Origin of the sequence: Phaeobacter sp. JH204B (assembly GCF_048055755.1) — a bacterium.
Taxonomy (GTDB): domain Bacteria; phylum Pseudomonadota; class Alphaproteobacteria; order Rhodobacterales; family Rhodobacteraceae; genus Phaeobacter; species Phaeobacter bryozoorum.
This window is the reverse complement of record NZ_JAYMXF010000011.1, coordinates 1-21,551: the sequence shown is the minus strand read 5'-3', so window position 1 is coordinate 21,551 and position 21,551 is coordinate 1. Positions and strand designations below refer to the sequence as shown.

Sequence of the window (21,551 nt, the reverse complement as noted above, 5' to 3'; positions counted from 1 at the left end):
GATCAAATTTAGAACCTGAGTTTTTGGCCGCAGAATCCTGCGAGTTCATGGACAAATTCTAGGTTATACTAAGTTATGATCAAAAATTGGACCAGGGGTGATAAACTGCCCCGGCCCTGCTGCGCCCCATCCGGGGGCGCTGGCGGCCGGTGGTGCCCTCGAAACCGTCAGGTGATTAAATGAAGAACTGGCTCAGGAAAAACCCGCATGTGCGCACCATCCGCGTTGCGGCGGCGGACATCAACGGTCAGGCCCGGGGCAAGCGCGTCCCTGCCCGCTTTGCCGACAAGGCGGTCGAGGAAGGCACCCGGTTCCCGCTATCGGTCCTGAACCTCGACATCTGGGGCGAGGATATCGACGACAGCCCGCTGGTGTTTGAAAGCGGCGATGCCGACGGCGTGCTGAAGCCAACCGAACGTGGCTTTGTGCCGATGCCCTGGCTCGACGCGCCTTCGGCGCTGCTGCCCATCTGGATGTACCGCGAAGACGGGCGCGCCTATGAGGGCGATCCGCGCCATGCGCTGCGCGCCGTGGTGGACCGCTACAAGGCACTGGGGCTGACCCCGGTGGTCGCGGTGGAGCTGGAGTTCTTCCTGATCGACGACAGCGGCAAAAAACTGCAGGTGCCGACCTCTCCCCGCTCCGGCAAGCGCCGCAAGGCAGCAGAGACCATGTCGATCCGGGCACTGGACCAGTTCGACACCTTCTTCACCGATCTCTACGACGCCTGCGAGGACATGGACATCCCCGCCGATACTGCGATTTCCGAGGCGGGTCTGGGCCAGTTCGAAATCAACCTGATGCACGGTCCCGACGCGCTGCGCGCCGCCGATGACGCCTGGCTGTTCAAGATGCTGGTCAAGGGTCTTGCCCGCCGCCACGGTTTCGCTGCCAGCTTCATGGCCAAACCCTATGACGATTACGCCGGCAACGGGTTGCATACCCATTTCTCTGTGCTGGATCAGGACGGCAACAACATCTTTGACGATGGCGGCCCCAAGGGCACCGATGCCATGCGCCACGCTGTCGGCGGCTGTCTGAAGGCCATGGGCGATTCCACCCTGGTGTTTGCGCCGCATGGCAACAGCTATGACCGGATGGTGCCGGGCGCCCACGCCCCCACCGGCATCTGCTGGGCCTATGAGAACCGCACCGCCGCCATCCGCGTGCCCTCGGGCAGCCCCAAGGCGCGCCGCATCGAGCACCGCTTTGCCGGCGGCGACGTGAACCCCTATCTGATGCTGACCGCCATCCTCGGCGCCGCGCTGTATGGGATCGAGAACAAGATCGACCCCAATGAGCCGATCACCGGCAACGCCTATGCGCTGGACCTGCCGCAGGTGCCCAATACCTGGCAAAGCGCCATCGACGCATTCGAGAGCTCCGAGATCATCCCGCAGTTCTTCTCCGCCGAGATGATCCGCAACATGGTGCTGACCAAACGCCAAGAGCTGCATTACATGGAAGAACTCACCCCGGAGGAACGGGTGGAGATCTACCTGGATACCGTCTGACGGCCTCTTGCCCGCCGTCCTCACGGCGGGCTATCGTCCCGTGCAGCGAACTCCTTTCTAACTGGTGACTTATGAAAATCGGCATTCTGCAAACCGGCCATGCGCCCGAAAACCTGATCGACAGAGCCGGCAACTATGACCAGATGTTCCGCACCCTGCTCGCCGACGGCGGGTTTGAATTCGACACCTATGCGGTGGTCGACAATGTCTTCCCCTCCGGCGCCGATGCGGCGGATGGCTGGCTGATCACCGGCTCCAGACATGGCGCCTATGAGGATCACGACTGGATCCCCCCGCTGGAGGATCTGATCCGCGAAATCCACGCCCGCAAGAAGCCTTTAGTCGGCATCTGCTTTGGCCATCAGATCATCGCTCAGGCGCTCGGCGGCAAGGTGGAGAAATTCGCAGGCGGCTGGGCCGTTGGCCCGGTGACGTATCAGATGGACGGCAAGCCCCTGCGGCTCAATGCCTGGCATCAGGATCAGGTCACCGCCCTGCCCGAAGGCGCCCGCGTGCTGGCGGGCAACGACCACTGCAAGAACGGCATTCTGGCCTATGGCGATCATATCTGGACCCTGCAACCGCACCCGGAATTCGCCAGCAGCTTTGTCGGCGGTCTGATCGACAGCCGCGGTCGCGGCGTGGTCCCCGATGAGATACTGGACGCTGCCAGCGCCGACCTGCATCACCCCGTCCAATCGGACGAAATCGCAACCTTCCTCAATGCCTTTTTCAAGAAAGAGAGGACCTGATGTCAGCCTGGCTCGACACTCTTCCCGAAGCAGCACAAGCCTATCTGGAGGGGCGTCGTCTCGACGAAGTCGAATGCGTTATCTCGGACCTGCCGGGCATCGCCCGAGGCAAGGCGGTGCCGGCATCCAAATTTGCCAAGCAGGATTATTTCCACCTGCCCGACAGCATTTTCTACCAGACCATCACCGGCGACTGGGCTGATGCTGCGGATGACGACGGCTGGATCGAAAAGGACATGACGCTGAAGCCGGACATATCCACCGCCACCGCCGCCCCCTGGACGGCGGACTGGACGCTGCAGGTGATCCACGACGCCTATGACCGGGACGGCGACCCGATCCCCTACAGCCCGCGCAACGTGCTGAAGCGGGTGGTCCAGCTGTATCATGATCAAGGCTGGGAGCCGATTGTGGCGCCGGAAATGGAATTCTTCCTGGTCGCGCGCAATCTGGACCCGGCGCATGAAATCAAGCCGATGATGGGCCGCTCCGGCCGTCCCGCCGCGGCACGACAGGCCTATTCGATGACCGCGGTCGACGAATTCGGCCCCGTGATCGACGACATCTACGACTTTGCCGAAGCGCAGGGGTTCGAGATCGACGGCATCACCCAGGAAGGCGGCGCGGGCCAGCTGGAAATCAACCTGCGCCACGGCAACCCGGTGAAGCTCGCGGATGAGGTCTTCTACTTCAAGCGGCTGATCCGTGAGGCCGCCCTGCGCCACGACTGCTTTGCCACCTTCATGGCCAAGCCGATCGAGGATGAGCCGGGCTCTGCCATGCACATCCACCATTCGGTGATCGATATGGAGACCGGCGAGAACATCTTCTCAGGCCCGCAGGGCGGCGAGACGGATGCCTTCTTCCACTTTATCGCCGGTTTGCAGAACCACCTGCCCGCAGGCCTTGCGGTGATGGCACCCTATGTGAACTCCTACCGCCGCTACGTGAAGGACCACGCCGCGCCGATCAATCTGGAATGGGCGCGCGACAACCGCACCACCGGCATCCGCGTGCCGCTGTCCGGCCCCGAAGCGCGGCGGGTGGAGAACCGCATCGCCGGCATGGACTGCAACCCCTATCTGGGCATCGCTCTGTCGCTCGCCTGCGGATATCTGGGCCTGATGGAGGAAAAGCGCCCGCGCAAGCAGTTCAAGGGCAACGCCTATGACGGGGATGGCGACATTCCGCAGGTCATGGGCGAGGCGCTCGACCTGTTCGAAGAGGCCACCGCCCTGCATGAGGTGCTGGGACCCGAGTTCGCCCGCGTCTACTCGATCGTGAAACGCGCCGAATATGACGAATTCCTGCAGGTGATCTCCCCCTGGGAGCGCGAGCATCTGCTGATGAACGTCTAAAACTGTCGGCGCTGATCTCTCCGCCGAGGTCAGCGCCGGTGAGTATTTATGGAAAGATGACAGGCAGTTGCGCGTAACCGGACATGGGGCGGCGACTGCCGGGGACTGAGGTGTGCCATGGGGTTGAACCTGCTCTATTCCAACGACCGCAAAGGGACCTATCCCGATAGCTGGTATGCCGCAACGGCCACACCGCTGGCGCCTTTTGCGCCGTTGACGGGCGACGCCCGCGCTGATGTCTGCGTTGTCGGCGGTGGCTACACCGGGCTGTCGGCGGCGCTGCATCTGGCCGAGTCCGGGCGTTCGGTGATCCTGCTGGAGGCCAACCGCGTCGGATTTGGTGCCTCCGGTCGCAACGGCGGCCAGCTTGGCAGCGGTCAGCGTATGGAACAGGACGGGCTGGAAAACCTGCTGGGCGCGGCGGATGCCGAAAAGCTCTGGCAGCTGGCAGAGAACGCCAAGGATCTGGTGAAATCGCTGATCACGCGCCACGATATCGATTGCCATCTGAAGCCCGGCATTGCCCATGCCTGTTTCTCAAAGGGCGAGGTCGACCACGAACACCGCTATGTGGAGCATCTGCAGAACCGCTATGGTTACCAGGAGATCACCGCCCTGGATCACGATGGTTTGCAGGCGATCTGCCCCTCGCCCGCCTATATCGGCGGCTCTCTCGATATGGGGGCGGCGCATCTGCACCCGTTGAAATACGCGCTTGGCCTCGCCCGTGCCGCTGCGGCAGCCGGTGTGCGGATCTGTGAGGGCAGCGAGGTTCTGAACATCGACGAGGGCAAGCAGATCCGGCTGCGCACCGCGGCGGGAGAGGTCGTTGCCGATCAGCTGGTGCTGGCCTGCAACGGCTATCTCGGCGGGCTCAACCGCCGCGTGGCGGCGCGGGTGATGCCGATCAACAATTTCATCGCCGCGACTGCGCCGCTTGGCGCCGAAACCGCGCGGGTACTGGCCCGCGATGTGGCGGTGGCCGACAGCAAATTTGTGGTGAACTATTTCCGGCTCAGCCATGACGGGCGGCTGCTGTTCGGCGGTGGTGAAAGCTATGGCTACCGCTTCCCCAGCGATATCGCCGCCACCGTGCGCAAGCCGATGGTCCAGATCTTTCCACATCTCCGCGATGTGAAGATCGACTACGCCTGGGGCGGCACCCTCGCGATCACCATGAAACGGATGCCCTATCTGGTGCGGCTGGCGCCCAATGTGCTCTCGGCCTCGGGGTATTCCGGCCATGGCGTCGGCACCGCCACCCATGCAGGCCAGTTGATGGCGCAGGCCATCGCCGGAGAGAGCGACGGCTTTGATACCATGGCCCGCGTACCAGCCCCCGCCTTTCCCGGCGGCACCGCCATGCGCAGCCCCCTGCTGGCGCTGGCGATGACCTGGTATGCGCTGCGCGACCGGATCGGCGTCTGATCCTGCGCGGCCCAGGCCACAGGGGATCACCCCCGCAGACCACGCCCGCAGCCAAAGCAACAGTTCTGTGAAATTTTCCGCCAAAACCTGCCGATCCCGCGGGCGAGGCTTGGCATTTTTGCGCCAAGCATTTATGTTTTTGGAAAGGTAGATTCAGGATTTTGAAATATGAGCCAGGCATCCCCGTCGCAAGTCCCGAACGTCCATCAGGCAGAACCGATCCCGGAGGCCGCCCGCGCCGCCATTGACGCCCTGATGCAGTCTGGCGATCTGTTCCGCTACACCGCGCCGCAGGACGCGCCGGTTGCCCTGCTGGAAGAGGAATTTGCCCAGCTCCTTGGCAGCAAATACGCGCTGGCGGTCTCCTCCTGCTCTGCGGCGCTGTTCCTGTCGCTGAAGGCGCTGGACCTGCCCCGCGATGCCCGGGTGCTGATCCCCGGCTTCACCTTTGCGGCCGTGCCCTCGTCTATTGTCCACGCCGATTGCGTGCCGGTCCTCTGCGAGGTGGGGGCCAACTACCGGATCGACATGGCCGATTTCGAGGCCAAGCTGGGGGATGTGCAGGCGGTGATCATCAGCCATATGCGCGGCCATACCTCCGATATGGATGCCATCATGGCGCTCTGCAGCGCGCGCGACATTCCGGTGATTGAGGATGCCGCCCATTCGCTGGGCACCACCTGGCATGGCCGCAATATCGGCACGCTGGGCGCCATCGGCTGCTTCTCGTTCCAGTCCTACAAGATGATCAACGCCGGCGAAGGCGGCATCCTGGTCACCGATGATGCCGATCTGGTCGCCCGCGCCGTGATCATGTCCGGCGCCTATGAGCACAACTGGAAAAAACACAAATCCTCCCCCGGCGACAACACCGGCGCGCTCGAGCAGGCCTTTGCCAAATGGCAGAACCAGCTGCCGCTTTATAACCTGCGGATGAGCAACCTGTCGGCCGCCGTGATCCGCCCGCAGCTGCCCGAACTGGCGCGCCGGGTGCGCGACGGGCTGAAGAACCACGACTATGTCGCAGATCAGCTCAACCGCTCGCCGCATATCGACGTGCCTGCCCCATTGCCGCCGGAACAGCGCGCGCCGGATTCGATCCAGTTCAACCTGGTCGATATGAGCAGCGAGGAGATCAACCGCTTTGCCGCCGCAGCCGAGGCGCGGGGCGTCAAGGTGCAGATCTTCGGCCTCTCCGAAGACAACGCCCGCGCTTTCTGGAACTGGCAGTTCCTGCGCGATATCCCCGAGCTGCCGCAGACCCGCGCCATGCTGATGCAGGCCTGCGATGTGCGCCTGCCGGTGCGCCTCAGCCGCGACGAACTCGATGTGATCGCCACTGTGCTGCTGTCTGCGATGGCCGACGCCATGGGGGCCGCTGCCGCCTGACTCTGCGGGCGGCGGGGTTCATCGGACACCGGGGCGCGCAGGCTGAGGCGGCGCGCCTTTTTGCTGGCGGCTTAGGCCGCAAACCGGCGAATTCCCGACCGCAGCCCGCGCCGCCGCTGGACATTGCCCGCCACCCTTGCGAGGGTCTGGCAACGACCAGAAGGACAGCCCCATGAGCGCGCGCAAGATCATTATCGACACCGACCCCGGACAGGATGACGCTGTCGCCATTCTGCTGGCATTGGCCAGCCCAGAAGAGATTGATCTGCTTGGGATAACCTGTGTTGCGGGCAATGTGCCGCTGGCGCTGACCCAGACCAATGCACGCCGCGTCTGCGAAGTGGCAGGCCGCCCGGACATGGCCGTCCACGCCGGTTGCGACGCGCCCTTGGCCCGGCCGCTGATCACCGCCGAACATGTGCATGGCAAGACCGGCCTCGATGGGCCGGACCTTTGGGACCCAACCATGCCGCTGGCTGCAACACATGCTGTCGATTTCATCATCGACAGCCTGCGCCGCGAAGCTCCCGGCACCGTTACGCTCTGCCCGCTGGGGCCGCTGACCAATATTGCCACCGCTTTTCAGAAAGCCCCCGACATCGTCGCCCGCGTACAGGAGATCGTGCTGATGGGCGGCGCCTATTTCGAGGTCGGCAACATCACCCCGGCGGCGGAATTCAACATCTACGTCGATCCGGAGGCCGCCTCCGTCGTGCTCAGCTCCGGCGTACCGGTCACCATGATGCCGCTGGATGTCACCCACAAGGCGCTGGCCACCCGCCCCCGGATCGAGGCGATCCGTGCATTGGCCACCAAAGTGGGCGATTTCACCGCCGATATGCTTGATTTCTTTGAACGCTTTGATGTCGAGAAATACGGCTCCGAAGGCGGCCCGCTGCATGATCCCTGCGTCATTGCCTATCTGATCCGGCCTGAGCTGTTCTCGGGCCGCAAGATCAACGTGGTGGTCGAAACCACCTCCGAGCTGACCCTTGGCATGACTGTGGCCGATTGGTGGGGGGTCACCGACCGGCCTGCCAATGCGCTGTTCATTGGCGATCTGGACGCCGATGGTTTCTTTGACCTGATCACCAGCCGATTGGCCACCCTATGAGCGCCGCGCTGCACCTTGCAGGCCCGGAGGATCTGACCCGTGTTCTGGATCTCGTCGCGGCCTTTCACGGCGAGATGGGCATCGCCTCAGATGAGCCGCACCGCCGCGCCGCCATTGAGCCGCTGCTGAACGGGCTGCCCTATGGCGCCGTCTATCTGATCGGCCCGACCCGCGCACCGGTGGGCTATATCGTTGTCACCTTCAGCTGGTCGGTGGAGTTTGGCGGCATGGATGGTTCTATCGACGAGCTGTTCATCCGCCCGCCGGTGCGCGGGCGCGGAATTGCCACCGAAGTGCTGTTTTCCCTGCCCCGCACCCTGGCCGAAGCCGGCATCAAAGCGCTGCATCTGGACGTCGACAGAAACAATGCGCCTGCCCGCGGGCTCTATGCCCGAGCCCGGTTCGAGCCGCGCGACACACACATGCTGATGAGCCGCAAGCTCTAGCACCGGACCACCGCGCATGCCGCCCGCTTGCGGACGCGCCCGGGCGTTCCCGGACGTGCGCGCAGGCCGCCGCACAGAGATTGCCTGTGCGCGGATGGCACGCTGTCTGGCGCCAGTTTCGCGCCCCGTGAATTATTTTTCATGACACAGGGAACCAATCTGCACGTCTGGGGTTCTCTCTCTGAACCAGCGGCGCGGGGCACCGGCCAGCTCCAGCGCGATGGAACAGACCAATTGAACACACCGTGGAACGTGTGGGAGCGCGCCGCCAACCGATAGGCGGCGCAACGAAGACAGCGGCAGAAGCCGTGATGCACAGCCACCCACAGGGGTGGGCGCCGGGCGAACACCCGCGCGCGTAACACCGGATCCGTCACGCCTCATCACACCATGGGGCCATGGATCCGCACGACGGCGGCGGGCCTTTTGGCGGTCGACCAAACCGGGGTTCAGGGGTGGGCCCCAGCAGCTGAGCGGAGCCGTCCTGGGGTGTGGCGGCTCCGGTTGGCGCCAGTCGAAGCGGGCCGGAGACGGCGTATCGCCGGGACAAGCCACAAAGATGCAGGAGCGCTCCTGCACAGCCATCACAAGCGCATCAATGACAGGAAAGGAAATCTCATGAAATCCCATATCCTCGCCGGCCTCAGCGCCGCGACGCTGGCGCTCTCCGCCTGCACCGATCTGACCCCCGAACAGCGCACAGTGGCCGGTGTCGCCGGTGGTGCCGCAGCAGGTCTGATTGCCGCCGACGCGCTCAAGGCCGATGACGACTGGCGCCTGATTGCCGCCCTTGGCGGGGCCGCCGCCGGTACGCTTGTGGCGCAGAACAACCAGTCGCGCCAATGCGCCTATTCCCGCGGTGACGGCACCTATTACACAGCGGCCTGCCCGTAATTCCGGCGCAGAGCGCGGGCGAGACCTGCAGCGTTCGCATCACGCATCACGGATCGCGGATCCGACCCAAGAGTCAAAGAAAGACCCTGAGAGCGGATCCGCTCTCAGGGTCTTTCCCTGTCGCCAACGGCTTGAAATTACGCCGCGCCCCCTCTGCGCCAAGTCCCTGACATACTCAGGGCTGACAATGTCGATCCCCCTTTGGCAGGGCGCCTCAGAGCCCCCCGGCCACCATTGCGCCCTGTGTCATCGACATGCTGTGAACCGGATCAGCCACATTTGCGTCATGCCCTGTCAGCGGATAATGCCCGGGCCCCGCACAACCGGCCAGCAGGGCCACCGCAATGATGAACCCCAGCGGCAGCCAGCTTGCGGTTCCGGCCACCCTCACCGCAGGCATCGGATAAACACTCTCCCGGGCTTTCAGATGTGCAGTCGCTCCCATGATCTTCCCCTCCTGGCCAGCGCCACCCCCGTAGCGCCTGCGACCAAGACTGCCATAGCCGCGATCACAGGTCTGTGAAGCAGGCCACAGAAGTGCGCCATCCGCACAGATTTCGATCTGAGAGGTTATCGGCGCAGATCCGGGGCCGTCCTCGCCCCGGCACCCAGGCCCGGCACCCAGGCCCGGCACTCAGACGCTCAGGACAGCCGACGCATCAGCTGCAGGTCGCAGGCAGTGGCATAGCCCATGGCGCGCTTGATCCCCGGCAGCATCGCCGCCCCGTTCATCGCAAAACTCAGCTCGATCAGCCCCGCCTCGCCATAGGCCGCGCGCACGGCCTCCCGCGCCTCAGGATCGTCACTGCGCGTGCCAGCCACCGCGCCCGCCAGACGCACAACCGCCTCCAGCTCAGGTTCCAGCGCGCTGCCTGTCAGGATCGACCTGATCAGCTCGGGCGACAGCCCGGCGGATTTCGCCAGGTTGATCTCCGCCTCGACACAGGACCCGCAATCCGCGCTCAGCGCCCCGGTCAGCCGCGCCGCATGATAGGCGGCGGCAGGCAGCTGACGGTTCGGATCCAGAAAACCAAACACCCGATTGTAGCGGGCCAGCAACCCCAGGTCCGTATCGGCAATGGCATGGGCATAATCGAGCGAGACGCCAATACGGCGTTCAGCCCGCCGGATCAGGAAATGGGCAACCTTCTTGAGCATGATAACCACACAACAACGGAACACAGGAACAAAAAGGCCGGAGCAACATGCCCCGGCCTCTGGTCTTACTTCAGGATCGAACGACCCGCGTATTCGGCGACTTCACCCAGCATTTCCTCGATACGGATCAGCTGGTTGTATTTCGCGAGCCGGTCAGAGCGCGCCAGCGAACCGGTCTTGATCTGGCCGCAGTTGGTGGCCACGGCGAGGTCGGCGATGGTGGCATCCTCGGTCTCGCCGGAGCGGTGCGACATCACATTGGTGTAGCGCGCACGATGGGCCATATCGACCGCCTTCAGGGTCTCGGTCAGGGTGCCGATCTGGTTCACTTTCACCAGCATGGAGTTGGCGCAGCCGCGCGCAATCCCATCGGCCAGACGGGCCGGGTTGGTCACGAACAGGTCGTCGCCGACCAGCTGCACCTTGTCGCCCAGCTCTTCGGTCAGCGCTTTCCAGCCGTCCCAGTCATCCTCACCCATGCCATCTTCGATGGAGATGATCGGATAATCCTTCACCAGTGCCGCCAGATAGGCCACGTTCTCTTCCGACGACAGGGTCTTGCCTTCGCCGGAGAGCACATATTTGCCATCCTTGTAGTATTCGGTCGCCGCGCAATCGAGCGCCAGATAGATTTCCTCGCCGGGCTTGTAGCCGGCCTTTTCAATCGACTTCAGCACAAAATCCAGCGCCTCGCGGGTAGAGGCGATATTTGGGGCAAAGCCGCCCTCGTCACCGATCCCGGTCGACAGACCCGCCGCCGACAGCTCTTTCTTCAGGGTGTGGAACACTTCAGAGCCCATGCGCACGGCGTCGCGGATGTTGTCCGCAGCCACCGGCATGATCATGAATTCCTGAATGTCGATCGGGTTGTCGGCATGTTCGCCGCCGTTGATGATGTTCATCATCGGAACCGGCAGAACCCGCGCCGAGGTGCCACCGATATAACGATACAGCGGCTGGGTGGTGAAGTCCGCCGCAGCCTTGGCCACCGCCATGGAGACACCCAGAATGGCATTGGCGCCCAGACGGCCCTTGTTCTCGGTGCCATCCAGCTCGATCATCGCCATGTCCACGGCGACCTGCTCGCAGGCGTCAAAGCCGACCAGCTCTTCGGCGATCTCGCCATTGACGGCGGCAACTGCTTCCAGCACGCCTTTGCCAAGGTAACGGGACTTGTCGCCGTCGCGCTTTTCCACCGCCTCATAGGCACCGGTTGACGCACCCGACGGCACCGCCGCGCGGCCCATTGTGCCGTCTTCCAGCATGACGTCGACTTCAACGGTCGGATTGCCCCGGCTGTCGAGAATTTCACGGGCGTGGATATCGATAATGGTGCTCATTATTCAGGTCCCTGATCTTGGCAAGTGATTGCGGCAATTGGTGCCTGCGTCATAGCATTCACAGGTCAAAAGTAAACCATGAGCGTTATCGCTAACGTCACTTATTTTACGGGGTTAGGGCTAACAGTTCGCTGTTTGCGCAATCAATCGCCGCCGCCAGCCCGATGTGCTCAGACAGGGACCGCCGCCTGTGCCCGTGCCGCCCGCCGCGCCAGACGCCGCTCCCGCAGAAAGGTATAAAGCCCGGAGCCGATGATCAGCGCCGATCCCGCCAGCGTCATCATATCCGGCGCCTCGGCAAAGATCACCACGCCGATCAGGGTCGAAAACACCAGCCGGGAGTAGCGAAACGGCGTGATCACGGCGGCATCGCCGATCCGGGTGGCGGTGACAATCCCGTAGTACCCCAGCACGCCAAAGATGACGCCTCCCAGCAACATGCCCCATTGGCTGCCTTCCAGGGCGACCGGCTCTCCGGGCAGGATCAGCAGCATCACCAGCCCCGCCGGGATCACCGAGCCAAAGGCCTGCGAGCTGACCACGGCAGAGGGCACCGCGCTATCCATCACCCGCGTCATCAGGTCGCGCGCCGCAACCGCCACAACCGAGATCAGCACCAGCAGCACCCCCGGCTCAAATCCGGCCAGACCGGGACGCACGATCATCAGCACCCCGGCAAAACCGACAAGGATCGCCGTCCAGCGCCGCCAGCCGACATCCTCGCCCAGAAACAGCGCCGCCCCGACAGTGACCGCAAGCGGCATCGCCTGAAACACCGCCGCCACGGTCGAGATATCCACCACCGCCAGCGCTGAGGCAAAACTGACCGCCGCCAGCGCCTCGGTCGAGGCACGCAGCACCGGTTGCCAGCGCCAGTTACGTGGCGCCAGCACCCGGTGGCCCTGCAGCTTGGCCCAGATCACAAAGATCGTGCCACTGCCCAGCCCCAGCATCATCAGGATCTGCCCCACCGGCACCGAGGTGGCGAGCTGCTTGATGAACATATCCTCCAGCGAAAACCCCGCCATGGCGAGGATCACCAGCAATATTCCCGAGACATTGTTCATCTTGATCGTTCCATTCCAATGGGTCCGATGGCTCTGCCGAGGGGCCGTGCCCGCCGTCGCTGCATCGACTGATCCGCACAACAAATAGCCGGAAGCGACCGCCCACTTGTCCATTTGCGACGCGACTCGATATTTGCGGCGCAGCTTCATGACTTCATGTGACCGCTCCTATCACGCGCCGTGATACTGGGCCACCGCCGGGCTGCGGCGCGCCCCGGAATTTTCCGGAATATTCGGACCCGTTATCCTGTCTAAGAAAACACGCCCCCGCGGGCGCATCGGCATGTGGTCAGCGGGCGCGCGCTGGCTCAGCTCTTCTTGCGCGGCACGCCATATAGTTCCAACTTGTGGCCGCGCAGCTCATAGCCCAGCTTTTCGGCGATCTTCTCCTGCAAGGCCTCGATCTCCGGGTCGCAGAATTCGATGACCGCCCCGGTGGTCATGTCGATCAGATGATCGTGATGCTCGCGGTCGGCATCCTCGTAGCGGGCACGCCCGTCGCCGAACTCCAGCCGCTCCAGAATGCCCGCTTCGTCAAACAGCTTCACCGTGCGATAGACGGTGGCCAGCGAAATCGCCCCGTCCAGCGCGCTGGCACGGGCATAGAGTTCCTCGACATCGGGGTGATCGTCGCTCTCTTGCAATACGCGCGCAATCACCCGTCGCTGGCCTGTCATCCGCAGACCTATGGCTTCGCAGCGTGCGATAATCGTCTCGCTCATGGTCATCCCTTATTCAGCATGGCGTCCCTGTTTATACAAAGACGCCCGCGCCGCAAACCGGGTTTTAACAGTCTGTGGCGCAGAATATACAACAATTGCCCATTGACTTTATCCGCTGGCGGGGCCATCTGCCCTGTCAGGCATCCCTCCCTGCCGCGTGAGCAGAGGACGTCGGGCCGCGCCAGATCAATGCGCAGGCCAAACACCGACCCTAAGGATATGCCACCGTTCCCAATATCACGCGTGGGGCACTCGCAGCGACCAGCGGTCTGGCATGATGCCAGCCCCGCCCGAGGTCCCTGCCCCAACGACAGACCGCCCCCGTGGCGGCACCGGCCGAGCCCTGTTGGCGCGGCTGTGAAAGGACGAGACGTGACAGAATTTTCAACCATGGGGCTGCCCGAGCAGCTTCTGAAGCGCATTGCAGAACTTGGCTATACCGATCCGACCCCGATTCAGGCCCGCGCCATCCCGCATGCGTTGAACGGCAAGGACGTGCTGGGTCTGGCGCAGACCGGCACCGGCAAAACCGCCGCCTTCGGCGTGCCGCTGATTGCCCAGATGATGCAATACGGCCGCAAACCCGCCGCCAAGACCGTGCGCGGCCTGGTGCTGGCGCCGACCCGCGAGCTGGCCAACCAGATCGCCGCCAACCTCAAGGGCCTGACAGAAGGCACTCCGATGAAAACCGGCCTGGTTGTCGGCGGCGTTTCCATCAACCCGCAGATCAGCCGCCTGTCGCGCGGCACCGATATCCTGATCGCCACCCCGGGCCGTCTGCTGGACATCCTTGACCGTGGCGCGCTGGATCTTGGCTCCTGCGACTTCCTCGTGCTGGATGAGGCCGACCAGATGCTGGACCTCGGCTTTATCCACGCGCTGCGCAAGATCGCCGCTCTTCTGCCGGCACAGCGCCAGACCATGCTGTTCTCGGCCACCATGCCAAAGCAGATGAACGAGATCGCCAATTCCTACCTGCAAAGCCCGGTGCGGATCGAGGTGAACCCTCCCGGCAAGGCTGCCGACAAGATCACCCAATCGGTGCATTTCATCGCCAAGGCAGAGAAGCTCTCGCTGCTGAAAGAGCTGCTGACCAAACACAAGGACGAGCGGACGCTGGTCTTTGGCCGCACCAAACACGGCATGGAAAAGCTGATGAAAACGCTGTCGGCCGCCGGTTTCTCGGCCGCAGCCATCCACGGCAACAAAAGCCAGGGCCAGCGTGAACGCGCGCTTGCCTCCTTCAAATCCGGCGAGGTCAAGATCCTCGTGGCCACCGATGTGGCGGCCCGTGGTCTCGATATCCCGGATGTGAAATACGTCTATAACTACGAGCTGCCCAATGTGGCGGATGCCTATGTGCACCGGATTGGCCGGACCGCACGCGCAGGCAAGGACGGTCAGGCCGTGGCCTTCTGTGCCCCGGATGAAATGGATGAGCTGAAGGCGATCCAGAAGACCATGAACCTCAATATCCCGGTGGCCTCAGGCCGTCCGTGGGAGGTTCTGCCCGATGCCAAGGCCCCGGCGGGCCGTCGTGGCGGCGGCAAACCCGGTGGCAGCGGCAAACCCGGCGGTCATCGCCGGCGTCGCAGCGGTGGTGCCGGTGGCGGCCAGAGCGGTGCGCGCAGCGGTGGATCCGGTGCCGCCGCAGGCGCGGCTCAGGGCAAACCCGGCGGTCAGCGCCGTCGCGCCCAGTAAACCCTCACCATGCCCCTATGGGGGCACGGCTGAAAACCAGACAAAGCCGGGGATGCCTTTTGCGTCCCCGGCTTTTTCGTCCCCGGTTTTTTACTTTTTCGTCACCGACTTACCGTGCCGCCACCAGATCCGCCCAGACCGGCAGGTGATCCGAGGCGATATGCGCGGGACGGGCGCGATAGACGCCGCTGTCCACCACCTCCAGCCCCCGGCTGACCGCAATCCGGTCCAGCGCGCCAATCGGGCGCAGCGACGGAAAACTGGGCCGTGGCGGCACAAACCGCAGTTTCGGAGCCAGATGATCCAGCACCGGCTGGCGGGACCATTCGTTGAAATCTCCGGCCCAGACCGTCGGCAGATCCGGGCGCTTGGCGATGATCCCCGCAAGATGATGGACCTGCTCATGGCGCGCCTTGGTGGTCAGCCCCAGATGCGCGCCCACCACCCTGAGCGGTCCCAGCGCCGTCTCGAACAGCGCCCAGACCGCCCCGCGCGGCTCCAGCCCCGGCAGCGGAATATGGCCGTGATCCTGAAGCGCAATCCCGGCGCCCCGCCAGATCACCGCATTGCCATGCCAGCCCAGTGACCCTGCCCCGCCCAGATCGACAATCTGCCATCCTGCCTCATCCAGAATGAAATGCGGCAGCGCGGCGGGTCGTGGCGGCAGCCGCTTGTCGGCCTCCTGTAACAGAACCAGATCCGCCCCGGTGCCCTCGATCACCTGCAAGGTGCGACGCGGACGCCGACGCAGATCCAGCCCCATCGACTTCTGAATATTGTAACTTGCCAGCCGCAGCCGTCCCGGCCGGGTGCCCTGTTCCTGCGTCATTCCTCTGCCTTCTTTGCCACCGCGCCTTGTCACCGATCCGGTGCGTGATACGGCCACAGCATGGCCGAAATCCGCACCGCAGGCCAGAGCGCGCCCTGTCACACCCATCGCGGCCTAAGCATCTGTTTTCCCGGCTTGACTCTCGGACCAAGCCCACCTCCTCTGGCGGCATGAGTGAGAAACGCGCAATGGACGGCATCGGGGCCGCAATGCTGATCGGCTTCAGCGGGCTGATGGGCTTTAATCAGGTGGTGATCAAGGTCTCCAACGGCGGGTTCGGCCCGGTGTTTCAGGCGGGCCTGCGCTCTCTCATCGGGCTGGCGGTCCTGCTGACATGGCTCGCCTTTCGCGGCCAGCTGAAGCGCGCCAGCACTCCTGCCCCTGCCTCTGCCTCTGCCCAGGCGTCGGCGCATTGGAGCCGCTCTGTCCATTTCTGGGGGCTGGTGTCCGGGCTGTTGTTCACGGCCGAATTTGTCTGCCTCTATATCGCACTTGATCTCTCCTCGGTGTCGCGGGTCACGATCATCTTCAACTCGATGCCGGTCTGGCTGGCCCTGGCCGGCCATCTGCTCCTGCCCGGCGAGCGGCTCAACAGCCTGCGCATGTTGGGACTGATCCTGGCCATGGGCGGCGTGGTGCTGGCCGTGTTGCACCGGGGCAGCGGCGATGCCTCGCTGCTGGGCGATATTCTCGCGCTTGCGGCGACGCTGGCCTGGGCCGGGATCGCCCTCTGCGCGCGGCTGTCGCCACTGGCCCATGTCCCGCCGATCCGCCAGCTCACCTATCAGCTGGCCACATCGGCGCTGGTGCTGCTGGCGATCTCGCCGCTGTTTGGACCGCTGCTGCGCGACCCCACGGCGCTGCATATCTCCGGCGTGCTGTTTCAGGCCATCGCCATCGCCAGCCTCGGCTATCTGCTGTGGCTCTGGCTGATCAGCCTCTACCGCGCCAATGCCGTTGCCTCCTTCAGCTTCCTGTCGCCGGTGATCGCGGCCATTCTCGGCTGGCTGCTGCTGGACGAGGTGATCCTGCCGCAGGTCTGGGCCGCACTGGTGCTGGTCGCGGTCGGTATCCTGCTGATCAATCGCAAATAGGTTCAGGTGCCGCAGAAGGTCGCCTTCACCACCTCGCTCGCAGCCGGCGGGCGACGCAGATCCTCGGCCCCTGCCTGCACGGCATAGGGATCCGCCAGCACGGTATTAAGCCGCTCGAACGGGGCAAAATCGCCCGCAACGGCGGCACTGATCATCGCCTCGATCCGGTGGTTGCGCGGGATATAGACCGGGTTCGCTGCCGCCATCACCGCCGCCGGATCCGCCTCCTGCGCCAGACGCGCGCGCCAGTCCACTGCCCAGCCGTCAAACGCCTCAGGCTCCAGAAACTCATCGCGCACCTTGCCGGTGTCCGGCGCAACAGCATCGCCCAAGGCCCGGAAGGTATTGGTGAAATCCGCCTGTCCCGCCGCCATGCGCTGCATCAGGTCAGTGATCAGCGCCATATCGTCAGGCGTTGCCTCGGCAATGCCGATCTTGGCGCCAAAGCGCCGCAGCCAGGCGGCCTCGGTCCGGGCGGGCATCGCATGAACGATCTCGGTCGCCTCCTCAACCAGCGCCTGCGGATCCTCCGCCTGCTGGATCAGCGCGGTGGCCAGCTGCGCCAGATTCCAGACCGCAATATCGGGCTGGTTGGAATAGGCATAACGCCCCATCCGGTCGATCGAACTGAACACAGTGCTGGGGTGATAGACATCCAAAAAGGCGCAGGGACCATAGTCAATCGTCTCGCCGGAAATGGACGAGTTATCGGTATTCATCACCCCGTGGATAAAGCCCACCGACATCCAGGCCGCGATCAGCTCCGACTGCCGATCGCGCACCGCCCGCAACAGCCCCATCGGCCCCTTCGCCTCAGGATAATGGCGTTGAATGGCGTAATCCGTGAGCTGCCGCAGCGCCGCCTGCTCGCCCCGCGCAGCAAAAATCTGAAAGCTCCCGACCCGCAAGTGGCTCGCGGCCACCCGTGTCAGCACCGCGCCGGGCAAACCGCCCTGTTCGCGCCAGACCAGCTCACCGGTCGCAACCGCCGCCAGCGCGCGCGTCGTCGGAATACCAAGCGCGTGCATCGCCTCGCTCACCACATATTCGCGCAGGACCGGCCCCAGCCAGGCCCGCCCGTCACCGCCCCGCGAATAAGGCGTGCGCCCGGATCCCTTCAGCTGGATATCGCGGCGCTCGCCGTCAACACCAACAGCCTCGCCCAGCAGGATCGCGCGCCCATCGCCGAGTTGTGGATTGTAGGTGCCAAACTGATGCCCCGCATAAAGCTGCGCCAGCGGATCGGCGCCATCGGGCACACGGTTGCCTGCAAAAATCTCGGCCAGCTCGGCCCTGTCACCCGCCCGGATGCCCAGCTCCGCGCCAAGCGCACCATTATAGGCAATCAGCTCTGGCGCCTTCACCGGCACGGGAGCCTGTTTGCTGTAGAACAGCGGCGGCAGCGCGGCATATGTATTGTCAAAGGGGATGTGCAATGTCATGGCCCAAACATATGCGGCAAATGCCAAATTGCCAGAGCCAACAGACAAAACGGAGCACTGACATGACCGCCGATGAGATCATCGCCCGGCTGAACCTCCAGCCCCACCCCGAAGGCGGCTATTACCGCCAGACATGGATCGCCGAAACCACAGCCAGCCACGACGACCGCGCAACCGGCACCTGCATCTATTTCCTGCTGAAGGCGGGTGAGAGCAGCCACTGGCACCGTGTCGATGCCACCGAGATCTGGCTTTATCACGCCGGCGCGCCGCTGGTGCTGTCGCTGTCAGCCAGCGATGACGGCCCCGCCCACGACCACCTGCTGACCCCGGACCTGACCACCGGAGAACCGCAGCTGATCGTCCCCGAAGGCCACTGGCAGGCCGCCCGCACCACCGGCGACTATACGCTGGTCAGCTGCACCGTCTCACCGGGGTTCCGGTTCGAGGGCTTCACCCTCGCCGACCCCGGCTTCGATATCCCGCGCGCCTGACCCCAGATTTCTTCGAAGGGATTTGTCGGGAAACCTCCAAGTTTCCCGGCCGCCAGACCTCAGTCCTCGCGCCCCGGCACACTCACCACACCGCCACCAACGCAGGCGCTGACACCGGTTGTGCCGGGACAGGAGGTCGGCAGCCCGCGCGCGACCCGTACCGCCAGATGGGCAAAGGCCTGCGCCTCCAGCATGTCGCCATCCAGCCCCACCGTCTCGATCGGCTGAACCGGGCAGTCCAGCGACACCCGCAGCATCTCCATCAGCACCGGGTTGTGGCGCCCGCCGCCAGTGACCAGCACCACCTCCGGCGGCTCCGGGCAATGCTCCATCCCCTGTGCAACAGCAGCGGCGCACATGCCGGTCAGCGTCGCCGTCGCATCGCGGTCGCTCAATTCGGAGACCAGCGTGATCATCTCGGAAAAATCATTGCGATCCAGAGATTTCGGCGGCATCCGGGCAAAATAGGGCTCCGCCAGAAACAGCTCCAGCGCCCCGGTCTCCACCGCGCCGCCACGGGCAATCGCGCCGCCTTCGTCCATCATCTGACCACAGCGCGCCTGCACCAGATCATTGATCGGCGCATTGGCAGGGCCGGTGTCAAACGCCAAAAGCGCGCCGGGATCCTCAGCCGCGTCACAGCGCGGATCGACATAGGTCAGATTGCCCACGCCGCCAAGGTTCAGGAAACACAGGGGTTTGTCCCGCTTCAGGTATTTGGCGCAGGCAAAATGAAAGAACGGCGCCAGCGGCGCGCCCTCGCCGCCCAGCCGCACATCGTCGCTGCGAAAATCCCAGACCACCGGGGTGTCAAGCTCAGCCGCCAGCGCCGCACCATCGCCCACCTGCAGGGTGCCCTGCACGCGTGGCGCATGGGCCAGCGTCTGACCGTGAAACCCTATGACATCAACCGGTCCCGCCGCTGCATCCTCGGCCAGAACCTGCGCCAGCAGCGCCGCATGGGCGCGGGTCACGATCTCAGCGGCGGCGTCCACCTGTGGCCCCTGCCACTGTCCCAATGCGGCCGCCAGCTGCGCCCGTTCCACCGGCTCATAGGCGCGATAGGCACTGGCGCCAAAGCCGTGGATCACCACGCCATCAGTCTCGACAATGGCCGCATCCACCCCGTCCAGCGAGGTGCCGCTCATGGTGCCAAGGGCGCGCAGAACGCCGGTCTTGGGGATCGCCACAGAACGGGCCGAGGAGGGGGATCTGGTCATGTTGATGGTGCCTGCTGTGATATTGGGCGCGCCGCGCCGGTTTGCGCCAAGGATACAGCAGCGAATTTCTTGCGCAAAGCCGTTCACACTGCTTTCCCCCCGGCAATTTGCGTTTTATACAGCAGCGCGCAATTTAGAAAGCCGAGGCACATCATGACCTACCACCCAAAATCGGACTTCATCGCAGTTATGATGGAACGTGGCTATCTGGCCGACTGCACCGATTACCAGGGCCTGGACGAGGCGCTGATGACCCCCGGCCAATCCGCCTATATCGGCTTTGACGCCACCGCGACCTCGCTGCATGTGGGCTCGCTGATCCAGATCATGATGCTGCGCTGGTTCCAGAAAACCGGCCATAAACCGATCACCCTGATGGGCGGCGGCACCACCAAGGTGGGCGATCCCTCCTTCCGCGCTGATGAACGCCCGCTGCTGACGGATGAGCAGATCGATTCCAATATCGCCGGAATCAAGAAGGTGTTTGCCGCCTATATCGACTATGACAGCGGCGCGGGTAACGCCGCCATGATGCTGAACAACGCCGAATGGCTGGATGATCTGAACTACCTCACTTTCCTGCGCGACATCGGCCGCCATTTCTCGGTGAACCGGATGCTGTCGTTTGAGAGCGTGAAATCGCGTCTCGACCGCGAACAGTCGCTGTCTTTCCTCGAATTCAACTACATGATTCTGCAGGCCTATGACTTCCTGGAGCTGAACCGCCGCTACGGCTGCGTGTTGCAGATGGGCGGCTCCGATCAATGGGGCAATATCGTCAACGGCATCGACCTCACCCGCCGGGTGCTGGACCATGAGATCTATGGCCTCACATCGCCACTCTTGACCACCTCCGACGGCAAGAAGATGGGCAAATCGCAGAATGGCGCGATCTGGCTCAATGGCGATCTGCTCTCGCCTTATGAGTTCTGGCAGTTCTGGCGCAACACCACCGACGCCGATGTGGGCCGCTTCCTCAAGCTCTATACCGAGCTGCCGGTGGACGAATGCAACCGCCTGGGGGCGCTGGCAGGGTCGGAGATCAACGCCGCCAAGGTGATCCTTGCCAATGAGGTGACCACCCTGCTGCACGGTGCCGAGGCCGCCGCCGCCGCCGAGGCCACCGCCCGCGAAGTGTTCGAGAAAGGCGGCATTGGCGACGACCTGCCCACGCTCAGCCTGACTGCCGCTGATCTGGGCGATGGTATCTCCATCGTGCAGCTGATCGTGAAATCGGGGCTGGCCAAATCGGGCAAGGACGCCAAGCGCCTGATCGCCGAGAACGGTGCCAAGATCGACGATAAGCCGCTGACCGATGCGGGCCTCATGATAGACGCCGCCGCTCTGGCCTCGCCGATCAAACTGTCTGCGGGCAAAAAACGTCACGCGCTGGTGCAGCTGGAGGGGTAATCGCCCCGCGGTGCAGCCGACGGATCGGACCAACCGACAGCAATCAAAAAAAGGGACCGCTGTGGCCCCTTTTTCGATCCCGAAGATCAGACCAGCCGCAGCGCCATTGCCAGCCCAGGGCCGAGGCGTTGCGGGAACCTCCGCAAAAGGCTCCCGCCCGTCATCCCCCATCCCGGATG

General features: G+C 63.9%; 20 protein-coding genes. 12 read left to right on the top strand and 8 right to left on the bottom strand.

Features of this window, described 5'->3' with window-relative positions:
* The first annotated feature begins 179 nt into the window (after positions 1-179).
* From VXL81_RS06535 to VXL81_RS06500, 8 genes are all read left to right on the top strand, one after another.
* On the top strand, positions 180-1,514 hold the full coding sequence (locus VXL81_RS06535) for a glutamine synthetase family protein (protein ID WP_340545218.1): 1,335 nt from the start codon (positions 180-182) through the stop codon (positions 1,512-1,514).
* Positions 1,515-1,585: 71 nt separating this feature from the next.
* Positions 1,586-2,266, top strand: coding sequence for a type 1 glutamine amidotransferase (locus tag VXL81_RS06530; RefSeq protein WP_416553415.1), 681 nt, complete (start codon positions 1,586-1,588; stop codon positions 2,264-2,266).
* Positions 2,266-3,624: a glutamine synthetase family protein gene (locus VXL81_RS06525; RefSeq protein ID WP_340545216.1), complete on the top strand. Its 1,359-nt coding sequence runs from the start codon at positions 2,266-2,268 to the stop codon at positions 3,622-3,624. The genes VXL81_RS06530 and VXL81_RS06525 overlap by 1 nt, the downstream gene beginning before the upstream one ends.
* 117 nt (positions 3,625-3,741) lie before the next feature.
* Positions 3,742-5,052, top strand: a complete 1,311-nt coding sequence (locus tag VXL81_RS06520) for an NAD(P)/FAD-dependent oxidoreductase (RefSeq protein WP_416553413.1) — start codon at positions 3,742-3,744, stop codon at positions 5,050-5,052.
* 168 nt (positions 5,053-5,220) lie between these two features.
* Positions 5,221-6,441, top strand: a complete 1,221-nt coding sequence (locus tag VXL81_RS06515) for a DegT/DnrJ/EryC1/StrS family aminotransferase (RefSeq protein WP_416553411.1) — start codon at positions 5,221-5,223, stop codon at positions 6,439-6,441.
* A 172-nt stretch (positions 6,442-6,613) separates the two neighbouring features.
* Complete coding sequence (locus VXL81_RS06510; RefSeq protein WP_416553409.1) at positions 6,614-7,555, top strand: nucleoside hydrolase; 942 nt, start codon at positions 6,614-6,616, stop codon at positions 7,553-7,555.
* Positions 7,552-8,001 (top strand): GNAT family N-acetyltransferase, encoded by a 450-nt coding sequence (locus VXL81_RS06505; RefSeq protein WP_340545212.1) that lies wholly within the window; start codon positions 7,552-7,554, stop codon positions 7,999-8,001. Before VXL81_RS06510 ends, VXL81_RS06505 begins: the two co-directional genes overlap by 4 nt.
* Positions 8,002-8,619: 618 nt before the next feature.
* On the top strand, positions 8,620-8,895 hold the full coding sequence (locus VXL81_RS06500) for a glycine zipper 2TM domain-containing protein (protein WP_340545211.1): 276 nt from the start codon (positions 8,620-8,622) through the stop codon (positions 8,893-8,895).
* Positions 8,896-9,109: 214 nt separating this feature from the next.
* Here VXL81_RS06500 and VXL81_RS06495 read toward each other — a convergent pair whose 3' ends face one another.
* The 5 genes from VXL81_RS06495 to VXL81_RS06475 form a co-directional block, all read right to left on the bottom strand.
* The gene (locus VXL81_RS06495) at positions 9,110-9,340 is read right to left on the bottom strand and encodes a hypothetical protein (RefSeq protein WP_416537338.1); all 231 of its coding nucleotides are present in this window, start codon (positions 9,338-9,340) and stop codon (positions 9,110-9,112) included.
* 197 nt (positions 9,341-9,537) lie between these two features.
* Positions 9,538-10,053 (bottom strand): hypothetical protein, encoded by a 516-nt coding sequence (locus tag VXL81_RS06490; RefSeq protein WP_340545209.1) that lies wholly within the window; start codon positions 10,051-10,053, stop codon positions 9,538-9,540.
* A gap of 65 nt (positions 10,054-10,118) precedes the next feature.
* The gene (gene eno / locus VXL81_RS06485; RefSeq protein WP_260105794.1) at positions 10,119-11,393 is read right to left on the bottom strand and encodes a phosphopyruvate hydratase; all 1,275 of its coding nucleotides are present in this window, start codon (positions 11,391-11,393) and stop codon (positions 10,119-10,121) included.
* 170 nt (positions 11,394-11,563) lie between these two features.
* Positions 11,564-12,460, bottom strand: coding sequence for a DMT family transporter (locus VXL81_RS06480; protein WP_416540358.1), 897 nt, complete (start codon positions 12,458-12,460; stop codon positions 11,564-11,566).
* A 308-nt stretch (positions 12,461-12,768) separates the two neighbouring features.
* Positions 12,769-13,182: a Fur family transcriptional regulator gene (locus tag VXL81_RS06475; protein ID WP_340545206.1), complete on the bottom strand. Its 414-nt coding sequence runs from the start codon at positions 13,180-13,182 to the stop codon at positions 12,769-12,771.
* A gap of 372 nt (positions 13,183-13,554) precedes the next feature.
* Here VXL81_RS06475 and VXL81_RS06470 point away from each other — a divergent pair, with 372 nt between their 5' ends.
* Positions 13,555-14,883 (top strand): DEAD/DEAH box helicase, encoded by a 1,329-nt coding sequence (locus tag VXL81_RS06470; protein WP_340545205.1) that lies wholly within the window; start codon positions 13,555-13,557, stop codon positions 14,881-14,883.
* Between the two features lie 109 nt (positions 14,884-14,992).
* On the opposite strand, the gene VXL81_RS06465 is transcribed toward VXL81_RS06470, so the two are convergent.
* Entirely contained in the window at positions 14,993-15,712 is a 720-nt protein-coding gene (locus VXL81_RS06465) for an endonuclease/exonuclease/phosphatase family protein (protein WP_416537334.1), read from the bottom strand.
* Between the two features lie 170 nt (positions 15,713-15,882).
* Here VXL81_RS06465 and VXL81_RS06460 point away from each other — a divergent pair, with 170 nt between their 5' ends.
* Entirely contained in the window at positions 15,883-16,806 is a 924-nt protein-coding gene (locus VXL81_RS06460; RefSeq protein ID WP_416553407.1) for a DMT family transporter, read from the top strand.
* Between the two features lie 2 nt (positions 16,807-16,808).
* Here the strand turns inward: VXL81_RS06460 and VXL81_RS06455 are convergent, their stop codons facing one another.
* Positions 16,809-18,248: a protein adenylyltransferase SelO gene (locus VXL81_RS06455; RefSeq protein WP_416553405.1), complete on the bottom strand. Its 1,440-nt coding sequence runs from the start codon at positions 18,246-18,248 to the stop codon at positions 16,809-16,811.
* Positions 18,249-18,310: 62 nt separating this feature from the next.
* On the opposite strand from VXL81_RS06455, the gene VXL81_RS06450 reads away from it, so the two are divergent.
* Positions 18,311-18,742: a cupin domain-containing protein gene (locus VXL81_RS06450; protein WP_340545201.1), complete on the top strand. Its 432-nt coding sequence runs from the start codon at positions 18,311-18,313 to the stop codon at positions 18,740-18,742.
* A 59-nt stretch (positions 18,743-18,801) separates the two neighbouring features.
* Here VXL81_RS06450 and VXL81_RS06445 read toward each other — a convergent pair whose 3' ends face one another.
* Positions 18,802-19,962 carry an anhydro-N-acetylmuramic acid kinase gene (locus VXL81_RS06445; RefSeq protein WP_340545200.1) on the bottom strand — a complete coding sequence of 387 codons (1,161 nt, stop codon included), beginning with the start codon at positions 19,960-19,962 and terminating at the stop codon, positions 18,802-18,804.
* 153 nt (positions 19,963-20,115) lie between these two features.
* Between VXL81_RS06445 and tyrS the strand changes: the two genes are divergently transcribed.
* Positions 20,116-21,372 carry a tyrosine--tRNA ligase gene (tyrS, locus tag VXL81_RS06440; protein WP_416553403.1) on the top strand — a complete coding sequence of 419 codons (1,257 nt, stop codon included), beginning with the start codon at positions 20,116-20,118 and terminating at the stop codon, positions 21,370-21,372.
* Positions 21,373-21,551 lie beyond the last annotated feature (179 nt).